13 protein-coding genes are annotated in these 13,123 nt (G+C 61.8%); 7 read left to right on the plus strand and 6 right to left on the minus strand.

What is annotated here, in order from left to right:
* Positions 1–130: 130 nt before the first annotated feature.
* The gene (locus AC4BCN_RS14510) at positions 131–1,378 is read right to left on the minus strand and encodes a PepSY-associated TM helix domain-containing protein (RefSeq protein ID WP_490491018.1); all 1,248 of its coding nucleotides are present in this window, start codon (positions 1,376–1,378) and stop codon (positions 131–133) included.
* A gap of 249 nt (positions 1,379–1,627) precedes the next feature.
* Between AC4BCN_RS14510 and AC4BCN_RS14515 the strand changes: the two genes are divergently transcribed.
* From AC4BCN_RS14515 to AC4BCN_RS14535, 5 genes are read left to right on the plus strand one after another with little or no spacing between them, the layout of a single operon-like run.
* Entirely contained in the window at positions 1,628–2,458 is an 831-nt protein-coding gene (locus tag AC4BCN_RS14515) for an alpha/beta fold hydrolase (RefSeq protein WP_490491019.1), read from the plus strand.
* Positions 2,459–2,469: 11 nt separating this feature from the next.
* Positions 2,470–4,005 carry a hybrid sensor histidine kinase/response regulator gene (locus AC4BCN_RS14520; RefSeq protein WP_490491020.1) on the plus strand — a complete coding sequence of 512 codons (1,536 nt, stop codon included), beginning with the start codon at positions 2,470–2,472 and terminating at the stop codon, positions 4,003–4,005.
* Between the two features lie 25 nt (positions 4,006–4,030).
* The gene (locus AC4BCN_RS14525) at positions 4,031–4,549 is read left to right on the plus strand and encodes a hypothetical protein (RefSeq protein ID WP_490491021.1); all 519 of its coding nucleotides are present in this window, start codon (positions 4,031–4,033) and stop codon (positions 4,547–4,549) included.
* Between the two features lie 17 nt (positions 4,550–4,566).
* The gene (locus AC4BCN_RS14530) at positions 4,567–5,052 is read left to right on the plus strand and encodes a hypothetical protein (RefSeq protein WP_338678568.1); all 486 of its coding nucleotides are present in this window, start codon (positions 4,567–4,569) and stop codon (positions 5,050–5,052) included.
* Positions 5,053–5,066: 14 nt separating this feature from the next.
* The gene (locus AC4BCN_RS14535) at positions 5,067–5,471 is read left to right on the plus strand and encodes a hypothetical protein (protein WP_338678569.1); all 405 of its coding nucleotides are present in this window, start codon (positions 5,067–5,069) and stop codon (positions 5,469–5,471) included.
* 59 nt (positions 5,472–5,530) lie between these two features.
* Here AC4BCN_RS14535 and AC4BCN_RS14540 read toward each other — a convergent pair whose 3' ends face one another.
* The 3 genes from AC4BCN_RS14540 to AC4BCN_RS14550 form a co-directional block, all read right to left on the minus strand.
* Entirely contained in the window at positions 5,531–6,748 is a 1,218-nt protein-coding gene (locus AC4BCN_RS14540) for an MFS transporter (protein ID WP_035818476.1), read from the minus strand.
* A 294-nt stretch (positions 6,749–7,042) separates the two neighbouring features.
* Positions 7,043–7,459, minus strand: coding sequence for an SRPBCC family protein (locus tag AC4BCN_RS14545; protein WP_338678571.1), 417 nt, complete (start codon positions 7,457–7,459; stop codon positions 7,043–7,045).
* A 21-nt stretch (positions 7,460–7,480) separates the two neighbouring features.
* On the minus strand, positions 7,481–8,497 hold the full coding sequence (locus AC4BCN_RS14550; RefSeq protein WP_338678572.1) for an aldo/keto reductase: 1,017 nt from the start codon (positions 8,495–8,497) through the stop codon (positions 7,481–7,483).
* Between the two features lie 102 nt (positions 8,498–8,599).
* Between AC4BCN_RS14550 and AC4BCN_RS14555 the strand changes: the two genes are divergently transcribed.
* Complete coding sequence (locus AC4BCN_RS14555; protein WP_338678573.1) at positions 8,600–9,523, plus strand: LysR substrate-binding domain-containing protein; 924 nt, start codon at positions 8,600–8,602, stop codon at positions 9,521–9,523.
* Positions 9,524–9,553: 30 nt separating this feature from the next.
* Complete coding sequence (locus tag AC4BCN_RS14560; RefSeq protein WP_338678574.1) at positions 9,554–10,018, plus strand: DUF421 domain-containing protein; 465 nt, start codon at positions 9,554–9,556, stop codon at positions 10,016–10,018.
* Between the two features lie 92 nt (positions 10,019–10,110).
* Here the strand turns inward: AC4BCN_RS14560 and AC4BCN_RS14565 are convergent, their stop codons facing one another.
* Positions 10,111–12,321 (minus strand): hypothetical protein, encoded by a 2,211-nt coding sequence (locus AC4BCN_RS14565; RefSeq protein ID WP_338678575.1) that lies wholly within the window; start codon positions 12,319–12,321, stop codon positions 10,111–10,113.
* Positions 12,322–12,587: 266 nt separating this feature from the next.
* Positions 12,588–13,061 carry a DUF6328 family protein gene (locus AC4BCN_RS14570; protein ID WP_128139403.1) on the minus strand — a complete coding sequence of 158 codons (474 nt, stop codon included), beginning with the start codon at positions 13,059–13,061 and terminating at the stop codon, positions 12,588–12,590.
* Positions 13,062–13,123: the final 62 nt, after the last annotated feature.

The raw sequence follows: 13,123 nt of genomic DNA on the forward strand, positions 1-13,123 counted from the left end.
TGCGCCGGCTACCGTGTAGCAAAGTGAGGAGGTGGGATGGCCGCTATTATTAGTTACGCGTTGCGCGTGTGCGGCGCAGGCTGAATGCGTCCGCCTGCGCCCTTGTGGAGCGGTTGCTTCAGCTGGATTGCTAGGGCTTTTTCGCCTGCAGGCGGCGCGAACGCCGCTTTCTTTCCCAGATGACGATGCCCGTCACGGACAGCATGGCCACCATCACGCCCATGAAGGACATCATGATGCGTCCCGGCATGCCGAGGATGCGGCCCGAATGCAGGGGGAATTGCAGTTGCACGAAGACGTCGGCGGCCGTACCTTCCCATGGCTTGTGCTGGCCGATGATGCTGCCGTCCATGCCATCGACGTACAGGTTCGACAAACCCATGCCGGCCGTGCCGAATTCATCGGCCGGGTCGAAGAAGGAGACGTTGTAGAACGAGTAATTGCCGCCGTAATAAATGCCGCCGATGGGGGAGGTGATGCCGCGCTGCACGGCCTGCTTTTTGGCGATGGCCACGGCTTGCTCGAAACCGATCGCGGGCTTGATGTAGGTGCCGTATGGCGCCGGCGTCTGCGTTTCGTACGGGCCCGGCGTGGTGGTCGAGACGAGCGACATGACGGGATAGAACACTTCGCGGTACAGGTTCAGCGAGAACGACGTGAACGCGACGACGATGATGATGGCCCACACCCACAGCCCCCCCGCGCGGTGCAAATCGAAATTGAGCTTGTAGCCGCCGGCCGCCCAGCGCACCACCCACGACGGTTTCCAGCGCTGCCACCAGTTGGCGGCGTCGCGGTGGCGCGGCGCCTCGTCCTGCGCACGCGGGCGCAAACGGCGCGGCGTGGTCAGATAAAACGCCACCATGCTGTCGAGCAGCCATATGAGGGCTACCGTCCCCATCAGCCAGTAGCCCCAGCGGTCCGTGCCCCAGAAGGCCGGTACGTGCAGGCTGTAGTGCAAGTGGCGCAAGAATGGCATCAGGCTGCGGCGCGACAGGGAAATGGCCGTCGAATCGCGCGTGCCCGTGATCTGCGCCGTGACGGGATCGATGTAGACGGTGTTGTAGTCGAGCACGAACGGCTTGTTCGTGGCCGGATCGGTGAGCGGGCGCACCATGAAGGCGCCCGCATGGCCTTCTTTCAGGCCCAAGGTCATGTAATTGACTTCCACGCGCGGGTCGGCGGCGGCCACTTTTTGCGCCAGCACGAACGGCGGCTGCAGGGCACCGCGGCCTGGCGTTTCCATGATGTCGGCGTTGAGCCATTCGTCCAGTTCGTGGTCCCACGACGTGACGGCGCCCGTGAGGCCCGCGACGATGAGGAAGAGGGCGATGGTGAGGCCGGCCCAGCGGTGTATGACAGTCCAGAAAGCGCGCATGCGGTACAAACCTTCAACATAAAACCGGCTTGTTGCCGCCAGCGGGCGCCACCGGGGCGCACAGGGAAAAGCCAAGTATGGGCCTGGTACAGGCCTGTTATTTTGATAATGGGAATCGTTCTCATTATCCGCCGTGGCGTGGCGTTTGTCCAGCGTCAATGGTGTTGCCTTGAGTCAAATGGCGCATGCTAAGATGCTAGCAAGAAGTTAATTTACATTCCACATGGAAATATTCAAGGTTGAAGCGGCATGCGTATAGAAGATCGGAACAATGTCCGCGTGAACGAACGCAACGATGCACCGCTGGCGGGCGCGGCAGCCACCATGGTCTTCATGCATGGTTTTGGCTGCGATCAAACCATGTGGCGCTATCTGGAGCCGCTGTTTCGTCCGCACTACCGCACCGTGCTGTTCGATCTGGTCGGCAGTGGCGCTTCCGACCAGGGCGCCTATGATTTCGATCGCTATGCGCGGCTCGATGCGCATGGCGCCGATTTGCGCCAGGTCATCCATGCCGTTGGCGGCGGTCCCGTGATTTGCGTCGGTCATTCCGTCAGCGCCATGAGCGCCTTGCTGGCCACGATTGCCGAGCCGGAGTTGTTCGCCGCGCAAGTCATGCTGGCGCCATCGCCGTGCTATGTCGACGATGCGGCGGCCGGCTACCGGGGCGGCTTCAGCCGTGCCGATATCGACGACCTGCTGAATGCCATGGACGCCAATTACCTGGGCTGGTCCGCCAGCATGGCGCCGGCCATCATGGGCGCGCCCGGGCAGTCGGCGCTGGGAGACGATCTTGTGAACAGTTTTTGCCGCACGGACCCGGCCATCGCCCGGCATTTCGCGCAAACCACATTTTTGTCCGACCACCGTGCCATCTTGCCGCGCAACAGCACGCCAGCCCTGATCGTGCAATGCAGCGACGACTTCATCGCGCCGCCGTCCGTGGGCAAGTACTTGCGCGAGATGCTGCCGCGCAGCAGCCTGCACGTGGTCGATAATGTCGGCCATTGCCCGCACATGAGCGCGCCCGATGCCAGCTACCGCGCCATCCGCCGCTTTCTCGACGGCCTGCACCTGTAATGCGCGACACCATGCCTTCCTTGCCTGATACCAGTACCTTGTTCCAGCACGCCGCCTGCGGCTTGCTGCTGTGCACGGCCGACGGCACCATCGTGCAGGCGAACGCCACCTTTTGCGGCTGGCTCGGCTATGGCGCCGAGGAATTGCTCGGGAAAAAGAAACTGCAGGATTTGCTGACCATCGGCGGGCGCGTGTTCCACCAAACGCACTGGCTGCCGCTGATGCAGGTGCAGGGCAGCGTGTCGGAAATTCTGCTCGACATGCGCCAGCGCCAGGGGCAATCCATACCGATGCTGTTCAACGCCGTGCGCCGCGTGCACGAGGGCGTGCGTTATGACGAGATCGCCGTCTTTGTCGCCAGCGACCGGCGCAAATACGAACAGCAGCTGCAGCTGGCGCGCAAGGAGGCTGGCGAACTCAACGAACGGCTGGCGGCCGCCGACCGGCGCAAGGACGAGTTCCTGGCGACCTTGGCGCACGAGTTGCGCAATCCGCTGGCGCCCATGCGCAATGTGCTGGAAGTGCTGCACCTGGCGCAGCTGGACGATCCGCAGCTGCGCTGGGCCCGCGACGTGCTGGGCCGGCAAGTGGCGCACATGACGCACCTGGTCGACGATTTGATGGAAGTGTCGCGCATCACGCAGGGGCGCCTGGAACTGCGCCGCGCCAGCGTGGAGCTGGCGCCCGTGGTGGAAGCGGCCCTGCACAGCGTGGCGGAACTGGCCGCGCAATCGGGCCACGCGGTGCACGTGGAGCAATGGCCGCAAGCCATCTGGCTCGACGCCGACGCCACGCGCCTGGGACAGATGGTCGCCAACCTGCTGACCAACGCCGTCAAGTACACGCCCGCCAACGGCATCATCGGGCTGGAAGTGGCGTGCACGGAAAACGACGTGCACATTACCGTGCGCGATTCGGGCATCGGCATCGCGCCCGAGCACCTGGACACGGTATTCGACATGTTTTCGCAGCTGGAGCCGGCCCTGTCGCTGGCACAGGGCGGCCTGGGCATCGGCCTGTCGCTGGTGCGCGGCCTGGCCGAATTGCATGGCGGCAGGATCAGCGCGCACAGCGATGGCGTGGGGCTGGGCAGCACCTTCATATTGCGCTTGCCGCTGCCCGCCGTGCCGCTGCAAGCGCCGCCCGAGCCCAACCGTCGCTTGCTGGCCGGCACGCGCGAGGGCAAGGTGCTGGTCATCGACGACAGCGCCGACGCGGCTGAAAGCCTGGCGCTGGCGCTCGACATCCTCGGCTACGAAGTGCGCACGGCCTACGACGGCCCGGCCGGCATGGCTGCGGCGCAAGTTTTCATGCCGCAAGTCATCCTGCTCGACATCGGCTTGCCGGACATGAACGGCTACGACGTGGCACGGCTGTTGCGTAGTGAACCCTGCGGCAAGGACGCCATCCTCGTGGCTGTCACGGGCTGGGGCCAGGACAAGGATCGCCAGATGGCATCCGATGCGGGCTTCGATCTGCACCTGACCAAGCCCGTGGATTTTTATGAGCTCGATGCGGTGCTGCAGAAGATGCTGCGGGCGGAGTGAGGAGGGCATCAGCAAAATGAAAATCATGGAACAACTGACAGAACTTGAAATCGCCGTTTTCCAGCTGCGCATGGGTTTCGCCCCGGCGGACCGCTGCGTGGATTGGGCCGTGGAACGCCTGCGTCTGGACCAGGAAGGCGACGACCTGGAGGTCGTGCTGCTGGCCAGCGCCCGTGGTGTTGAGGAGGTGCTGCCGCTGGCCGACGTGATCATCGAGCGCTACCGGGGCACGCAACGGCTCGATCAGCAATTCCTCGCTGGCAAATTCATTGTCGAGTTGCGCGCCGCCTATCTGGCAGGGCGGGAAAGCGCGTCTTCGCTCGATGCCATCTTTACCCGCTTGTACCCGGCGCTCGATTATCCCGACTGGCTGGTCATGCTGAGCCGCAATTGCGAGTGTGCGACGGACGTGGCCGATTTCGAGCAGCCGTTCGAACTGGAATTCGACTACATCGCAAGCTTGCGGGCAGAAGCTGGCGATGTCGGCGCCTTTGAGCGGCTGTATGACCGCGAGAGGTCGAACCGGCAGGGCGTGCCTTGCTGAAAGGAAGGAGAGCTGTCTTGTTGCCGATACCCGAAGCGGAGTTGAGCGCTGAAGACCTGGAAGATTTTGCCAGCCGCTACCTAGGCAAGCTGTTGTTTGTTTTCTCCCGCATCGAATTAAATCTGACGCTCAATCTTGTGGTCATGTCTGTCACGGCCACGATGGGCGAGTCAGAAGCGGCATTGTCGAACTGCTACTTTGCCAGAAAACTGGATTTTTTCCTGCGCTTCGCCGATGTATTGCATCAGGAGCGCGCCGATTTTCTGCTGGCATGCCATGCGTGGCATGCGGCAGCGAAGTCGATCTGCCTCAAGCGGAACCGGTTTGCCCACGGCCGCTGGGCCATCCTGCCGTCCACGCAGCAAGTGGTGCACGTGAGCGGTTATCCTGGCGGTCATCAGGACGAAGTACGCTATGCACTGGCGGATTTGCGTGCCATTGTGCTGGAGGCGGAAAACGTCCATGCGCAATTGCTTGAACTCATCAACAAGCAACTGTGCTGATGCATGATTAATATATGAAGAAAATCGATATTTTTATCTGTTCCCACGCCGGGATGCGCGCATGTGCCAGCTGGGAAGATGCCTTCGATGCGTTTCCCGTCACCGGCATCACCTTGCCAGGGGAACTGGATTTTGCGTCGCTGGGGCAATTGCTGACCCAGTCGGCAGAACAGGCGCTGCGGCCCCTGAGGATCGAGGGGCGGGACATTCACATATTCAATGATGCGATTGCGCAAGCGATAGGCCGGATGGCGGATGACGACTTGCTGGAGCTTGCCGTGGCATGGTCCAGAACGGCGCCATGGGCGGACCTGGATGTCCAGCCAATCGACCTGGCCGGATTTCTCCTGGAATTGAAGTCGAGCTGGCATCGCTCTGCCACGCCGGGCAAGGCGCTGTTTGCGTGGGTAGACGCCTAAGGCCGCCGGGCGCTGATGCACCAGCGGCCGCCTGAACAGGCCGCCGCTCACTGAACGGATCAAGCCGGTTGCGCGCCGCCCACATTGCGGCTGCGGTTTTCCACCAGCACGGAAATACCGAGCACGACGATGCCGCCGCAGGCCAGCATGGCGCCGACCCAGCCTGTCGAGCGCAAGCCCATGCCCATGGCGATGGCGATGCCGCCGGCCCAGGCACCCAGCGCGTTGGCGATGTTGAAGGCGGAATGGTTGAGGGCGGCGGCCACGGTTTGCGCGTCGCCGGCCACGTCCATCAAGCGCGTCTGCACGGCGGGAGCAACGGCGATGCCGGCGCCGATGGCGAACAGGTTGATGGCCGTCAGCCAGACGTTGCTGCTGGTGTAGGTAAATGCAGCCAAGGCGGCCACGTTCCACAGCAGCACGCCGAAGATGGTCCACAGGCGCGAGCGGTCGGCCAGCCAGCCGCCGATCAGATTACCCACGGTCATGCCGACGCCGATAATGGCCAGCAAGATGGAAATGACCAGGGGCGACACTTTCGTGATTTCCAGCAAGGTGGGGGTAATGAACGTGTAGACTGCGAACATGCCGCCGAAGCCAATCGCTACCATCAGCAGGGTCAGCCACACTTGCAGGCGGCGGAACACGCCCAGTTCGCGGCGCGGACTCGAGTCGCCAGCGGCGACCATCGGCACGAAGATGCGCACCATCAGCATGGTCAGCAAACCCAGCGCGGCGACGAGCAAAAAGGCCGAGCGCCAGCCCAGGGTCTGGCCGATATACGTGGCCAGCGGCACCCCGAAGATATTGGCCACGGTCAAGCCCATCAGGACACGGGCGACGGCCTGGCCCCGCTTGTCCGGTTCGGCTAGCGCGGCCGCCACCAGCGCCGCCACGCCGAAATAGGCGCCGTGCGGGATGCCGGCGACAAAACGCGCGACGACCAGCAAGCCATAGTTGGGAGCGATAGCGCTGAGCAAGTTGCCGCCAGCGAACATCAGCATCAAGCAGATCAGCATCAAACGGCGCGGCATGCGGGCCAGGAAGATCGTGATCAGGGGCGCGCCGACGACCACGCCCAGCGCATAGGCGCTGATCATGTGGCTCATCTGCGGCAAGGTCGTGCCCAGGTCGTCGGCCACCACGGGCAGGATGCTCATGGAGGCGAATTCGCCCGTGCCGATGGCGAGGCCGCCGATGGCCAGGGCCAGGTCGGCATAGCCAGCGCCAAAAGGCGCGGTGACGCGCGGTATCAATGGGTCTACGGATGCGTGCATGTTCTTGTTAGTTGGATAAGGAATGACAGGGTGGAGAGGCGTGCTGTGACTCAGCCGGAAGCGGCAATGCGCCGCCAGAACCGACGGCTGGCCGGTATTTTCGGGCTATATGAGCTGCCCAAAGACAACATTGTAAAAGATTCGGGCAAGTTCTGCCGGGAGCCGGCCAAAATATGCTGCACTGCACCCAACCACGCCTGCGCTTGTTGTTAACGATAACACGGAATCTGTCCGATTCCGTCACAGGGCGGGCGAAGAAATGCCGGCTGTGGCGGAATTGGTCTTCGCGGTTTGTTACTTCGATAATGATTGCTGCAGCGCTTCCAGGCCCGCCACGTAGATGCCGTGGAACAGCTCCGTCACTTCCTGCTCGCTCACGCCCACGGGCGTGAAGCGGCCCGACCAGCTGACCCGCGCGCCATCGCTGCCGGGAATCGCGCTCACTTGCAGGGTGGACAAATAATCGGTGGCGGGAAACGGCGCCTGCAGGATGGAGTAGCTGTAGCTGCGCGCCGCATTGTCGTACGCTTCCAGCTGCTCGACGATGACGTCGCCGGCCGGATTGGCCAGATGGCGGATGCGGCCCCCATCGCTGAGGGTGCTGCTGGGAATATACGGCAGCCAGTCGGGCAGCGAGTTGAAGCCGCCAATCAGTTGCCACACTTGCGCCGGTGTGGCGGCGATGTCGATCGAGGTGGTGGTATGGGCCATGGTGAATTCCTTATGTATATATTAGAGAGTGCTGCCGGGCAGCGGCGCGAATGGCGACACCAGTTGCTCGGCGCGCATGTCTTGCCAGAAGGCGGCGGGGATGACGCTGTTCAATGCTTGCTGGTCTTCGGCCAGGCGTTGCGGACGGCTGGCGCCGGGGATCACGGCGGCCACGGCCGGGTTGGCCAGCGAGAATTGCAGGGCGGCGGCCTTCACGCTGACGCCATGGCGCGCGGCAATGGCCTTGATGCGTTCCACTTTTGCAATGATCTCGGGCGAGGCTTTCTGGTATTCGAAATGCGCGCCACCGGCCAGGATGCCCGAGCTGTAGGGGCCACCGACGACGATGTCGACGTTCTGTTTCGCGGCGGCAGGCATCAATCGCTGCAGCGCCCGTTCATGGTCGAGCAGGGTGTAGCGGCCGGCCAGCAGGAAGGCGTCGGGCTGGGCTTCGGCCAGGTCCAGGGTCAGTTCCAGCGGTTCCACCTTGTTCACGCCCACGCCCCAAGCCTTGATGACGCCTTCTTCGCGCAAGCTGGTCAGTACGCGGAAGGCGCCTGTGCGGGCCGTTTCAAATTGCGCCAGCCAGTTGTCGTCGTGAAAATCCTGGGCGATGTCGTGTACCCAGACGATGTCGAGGTGGTCCGTATCCAGGCGTTTCAAACTGTCTTCGATCGAGCGCAGGGTGGCGTCGGCCGAGTAATCGTCGACGATTTTGTTCTTGCGGCCAAATTCGAACAAGCCGCCTTTTTCACCCAGTTCGCGGCTTGCCGGGTCTTCCAGTTCGTCGAGGATGAGGCGGCCGACCTTGGTGCTCAGTACGTATTCGTCGCGGCGGCGCTGTTTCAGGGCGGCGCCCAGGCGCAGCTCGGCCAGGCCGGCGCCGTAGAACGGGGCCGTATCGAAGTAGCGGATGCCCGATTCCCAGGCCGCGTCGACGGTCGCCATGGCTTCCTCTTCAGGAATGTTGCGGAACATATTGCCCAGCGGCGCCGTGCCGAAACCCAGTTTGCCTGTCAGTAAGTGTTTGATACTCATGATGTTTTCCTTCAATGTGTGGATCAGTGAAGACAGAATAGCTGGACAAGTTAAGCCTGTCCAAGACATAATTGGCGCAACTTGAGTCCTGAAAGGTCTGATATGCTGGACATCCGCCAATTGCAATACTTCATCGCCGTCGCCGAGGAAGAACACGTGGGGCGGGCCGCCGAGCGCCTGCATATTTCCCAATCGCCGCTGAGCCGGCAAATCGCCCAGCTTGAAGACAGGCTGGGCCTGACCCTGTTCGAGCGCAGCGCGCAGCGCATCCGCCTGACGCGCGACGGCCATACTTTCCTGGCCGAAGCGCGCGCTTTTATCACGCACGGGAATCGCCTGGAAGCGCTGGCGAAACGCCTGGGACGCGGCGACGAGGGCGGCCTGTGCATCGGCTATATCGAGAACGCCATGCATGCGGGCGTCCTGCCCGATGGCTTGCGCGCCTTGCGCGCCACGCGCCCACAGGTGCACATTGCCCTGTACAAGCTGCATTCTGCCGAGCAGATCGAAGGCTTGCGCCAGCGCAGCCTCGATATCGCGCTGCTGTGCGAACCGCCGCTGCCGAACGACCCCGACCTCGATTGCGCGCAAGTGCTGAGCGACCCCATGCTGCTGGCCTTGCCGGAGACGCATCCGCTGGCGCACAAGGCGGACCTCACGCCCGAGGACCTGGCGGGCCAGGAATGGATTGCCGTGCTGCACAAGGAAAGCGTGCTGAAACACGATAACTTTATCGCCGCCTGTGCGCGCGCCGGTTTTACGCCCGATATCCGCCTGGAAGCAACGGAACCGCTGACGGCGCTGGGCCTGGTGGCGGCCGGGCTGGGCATGGCCATGATCCAGCACAGCCTGCGCCAGCACGCGCCGGCCGGCGTGATCGTGCGCGCACTGCCGTGGTTCAGCTACCGCACGCCATTGTGGCTGGCCTGGCACAAGGTCAACTTGCGTCCGCTGGTGGGGATTTTCCGCGAAACGTTGCTGGAGCAGGCCAGCGGTGTTGCCATGCCGGAGCAAAAAGACGTATAAATAAGGCAATCATCTGTGGGGAGGATTGCCATGTTCGATCTGGATGTGCCGGTGTGGGAACTGGTGGCGCGCGCCGTCATCATCTATCTTGCCTTGCTGCTGATGGTGCGCATGACGGGCAAGCGGACTGTGGGGCAATTCACGCCGTTCGACTTGCTGGTCGTCATGCTGCTGAGCGAGGCGGTATCGAATTCCCTGTCCGGCGGAGACGAATCCGTTCCTGCCGGCTTGGTACTGGCGTTGACTTTGATCTGCCTCAACATGCTGATCGCATGGCTGAGTTCGCGCAGCCGCAAGTTCGCCGATCTGGTCGATGGCACGCCCGTGCTGCTGGGCCGCGACGGGCAGATTTTCGATGATGTCGTCAAGAAATGCCGGGTGGCCGGCGGCGATGTCGAGCAGGCGCTGCGCGAGGCCGATTGTCCGTTGGCGGACATGAAATGCGCGTTCCTCGAGGCAGATGGCAAGATCACCATTTTGCAAAAGGCGGGGTAGCGCCTTGCCCATGCTGCGTTTCCTTCCGCCGTGCGTTGCCTGCCGTCTCTGTGATTCCTGCCGCCACGGCGAGCCATGGCGGCAGGACAGGCTTACAGCGTGGTCTGCCGGGCAGTTCGCAGCGGAGGCGGGGCCATGACAGGCGTCTTGGCCAGCTGTGCTTTCAAACTTGCAAATAGCGACCAGCAGGGGATGGCCATCTTCTGGACTTGTTGCGCCTGCGGGCCGCCGGGCAGCTTGCTCCACGGTCCCACGTTGAGGCTGCCATCCTTGATATTGATGCTGTAGAGGGCCGTATACAGGGCTGGCGTATCGGTCGCGATGTAGGCGACTTCTCCGCCATGTTGTACAGCTGTAACGGTGCGTGTCGTGATGCTGGCGAACAGGGTGCCATCCTTGCACGGCGACAGCGATTGGATGCCGATCAGCGGCGGGTAGGGAATCCTCGCCTGGGTGTACCTGTCCCGCCACGTTTTGCTCGGATGGGTATGCGTGTCGCCGATCAGCGCTTCGGGGATATGGCTGATCCATCTGGGCGATTTGATGATGCCGCGTATACAACTGATGACCGAGGCGTGCGTGGCGCACGCCAGGCCCATCGGCCCAAAAACCCAGACATAGTAGGGATCGACATCGATACCGGTATAGCTGCCCCACGGCGCTGGCACGTAGCAGCGGGTATTTGACTGGTCGACGTAAAGCTCGCCGGAAGCGGCAAGGGCGCCGTACATGATGGAGTTGTAATGGTCCGTCCCTTGCAGGAGGGCCGGCAGCATGGCGGCCCCGTCCGGGTCATCGGGCAATGTCGCGGGTGGATGGGTGATGGCGCGGACGTTGACGACGCCGGCCTTGGTCGCCGGCTGCCAATTTCCGGCTTTCAACTCTCCGCTGTCATTCAATTGATGGAGCTTGATGGAGCCTTGCCTGCCTTCATTGCGCGCCGTGTAGACGAACGATGCGCGGCTGTCGTCGGGGGACGGCAGCGCCCAGACGTCATGGAATTTATCACCGGATACTTCTTTCATGTCCGACACTTCAATCGTGGTCGGATCCATCCAGCCGTGTTCCATGTCGCCGTTATCGGACGCGCTCCAGTGCTGGCAGAAGAAAAGGTGATAGCGTGGCTTCAGCGAGCCTGCCTCTGTCTTTGGCATCGTCAAGGCGAAGCGGCGGCCACGATTGCCATAGCCGATCTGGAAAGGCTTCCATTCGCCGGTCCGCGTGACGTTGCCTCCCGTCGCGGCGTAGAGGTTCTTGCTCATGTTGGTGCCGAGGTGAGCGAACAGGCCCCGGTCGCGGGCGACCGGTTCGATCGCCTTCAGGCATTCCAGCATCTGGGTGTTGCCGTCGTTCCACAGCTTGGGCAGCGCCTCCATGTCCGCTTCGAGCCGTATCAAACGGTCGTAGATCGCGTCATACTCGTGCGGCGTGTTCTTGTAGTCCGGATTTCGAATCGAGGCCTGCTCCAGCTGCCGCCCCACCATTTCATGGTCGACGAGGGACTCCAGCAGTACATGGGCGAGCAACGCATCGGCGTAGGTGCGGCAGAAAACGCCGAGGATTTCCGGCCATTTCTCCAGGTCCTGGGTTTTTTCGTCTTTCAGCCATTCGGCGGTCATCCATTTGTCGTATAAAACGGAAATAATGGTAAACGCATTATTTATTGAAATAATGCAACTATCGAGACATTTGTGGACCTTCACCCGATTCTCCACCGTGTTCAAGGGCGTCGGCAGAATTTCGGACAGATCCAGTTTGATGCGGCCTATGGTCGCCATATATTGATCAACCGCACTGCCATTGGCCTTGACCTCACGCAGTTTCTCATCCGCGTTCAACCCTTTCATTGCCTCAATGATCTGATCCTTGAGAGAAGGTTGCTTTGGCCCGAAATAGGTGAGCAGTTGACCGACAATGCTGAACAGGGCGCCGAATATCGCGCCGTACGGACCGGCGCCGGCTGACAGGCTGCCGATCAGCTGCATGCCGGCGGCGCAGATATCCATGATGGCGGCGCTGCCATTGATATAGTCGCCGGACTTGAAGGCGCTCGCCGCGGACAGCACGCCCTTGACCATGTTGGGCAAGTTCTTGTTGATGGCGTCCGTGACGTCCTTTGCATATTTCTTGGCTTCCGCGCTGGCGTTCTTGTCGGCCAGGATGCGTTTTGCACCTTCATACTCCGCCTGCATTTTCCATGTCGCTGCCTCGAAAGCCCTTGCTTGCGCGGGGTCCATGCTCGATTGCGCGTGCAAGGCCATCAATTCAATCTGCTTCTTGAGGAGGTCGAGGTCGGGATCCAAGTTGTCATCCTTTCAATGCGGGTTCGATACTAGTTGTACGAAGACAAAATATTGCATTCATACTAATCTTGGCGTCGAGGTGCGCAAGCTGTATTTGCATGACGGCAGCCGTGCTGATGGCCAGGACGGAGGAATCGCTCTGATGTCACTCGGAGACGGACGGCGCAAGGAATTTCTGATCCCATGGAAAATATTGACACGTAGAATATGAAAGCGACTATGCCTACGATAGTTGCCGGGCGCGGACTGGGCGCTGCCAGCTTCGCTTAGATTTTCTTGCTGTTCTTCAAATGCAGGGGCAGCCACCACCACATGCAAATGATGAGTGACCCCATCAGCACGCCGGCGATGATGCCGGCGATATGGCCGAACACTTCAGACATCACCAGGTTGGTGCCCAGAATAAACGCCAGCGCCAGGGAAAAGGCGCCGCACATCATGATGCGGTCGGCCACGCGCTTGAAACGTTCGCGGTCTTGCAGCGGGCGCATCACGCGGTGCTGGATGGCTGGCGCGCTGAGCAGTACCAGACTCGTCATGGAAAGGAAGAACGTCAGCAGGAAGACGACTTTTTCCGCCTGCACGATCTTCGCGAAGCCGCCATTGAAGGGCAGGATGATGAGGAAGGCCGTCAGCATCTGCGCGCCCGGCAAGAGGATGCGCAATTCGCTGAGCAGGTCGGACAAGTCGCCTTCGTCGCCTGGCTGGCCGTTTTCGTCCTGGTGTTGCGTTTGTGGCATGGGGCCGTCCTCGTGGTGGTGATGGGGCCAGTCTACGCACAAGCGCCAGGCCTGACTGTGGG

It is taken from the genome of Janthinobacterium sp. Bl 1, assembly GCF_058215535.1.

Coding starts and splice junctions, on each gene's coding strand:
- AC4BCN_RS14515 (WP_490491019.1), top strand. CDS start 1,628: ATGCGTATAGAAGATCGGAACAATGTCCGCGTGAACGAACGCAACGAT.
- AC4BCN_RS14535 (WP_338678569.1), top strand. CDS start 5,067: ATGAAGAAAATCGATATTTTTATCTGTTCCCACGCCGGGATGCGCGCA.
- AC4BCN_RS14525 (WP_490491021.1), top strand. CDS start 4,031: ATGGAACAACTGACAGAACTTGAAATCGCCGTTTTCCAGCTGCGCATG.
- AC4BCN_RS14570 (WP_128139403.1), bottom strand. CDS start 13,061: ATGCCACAAACGCAACACCAGGACGAAAACGGCCAGCCAGGCGACGAA.
- AC4BCN_RS14555 (WP_338678573.1), top strand. CDS start 8,600: ATGCTGGACATCCGCCAATTGCAATACTTCATCGCCGTCGCCGAGGAA.
- AC4BCN_RS14550 (WP_338678572.1), bottom strand. CDS start 8,497: ATGAGTATCAAACACTTACTGACAGGCAAACTGGGTTTCGGCACGGCG.
- AC4BCN_RS14560 (WP_338678574.1), top strand. CDS start 9,554: ATGTTCGATCTGGATGTGCCGGTGTGGGAACTGGTGGCGCGCGCCGTC.
- AC4BCN_RS14520 (WP_490491020.1), top strand. CDS start 2,470: ATGCCTTCCTTGCCTGATACCAGTACCTTGTTCCAGCACGCCGCCTGC.
- AC4BCN_RS14540 (WP_035818476.1), bottom strand. CDS start 6,748: ATGCACGCATCCGTAGACCCATTGATACCGCGCGTCACCGCGCCTTTT.
- AC4BCN_RS14545 (WP_338678571.1), bottom strand. CDS start 7,459: ATGGCCCATACCACCACCTCGATCGACATCGCCGCCACACCGGCGCAA.
- AC4BCN_RS14510 (WP_490491018.1), bottom strand. CDS start 1,378: ATGCGCGCTTTCTGGACTGTCATACACCGCTGGGCCGGCCTCACCATC.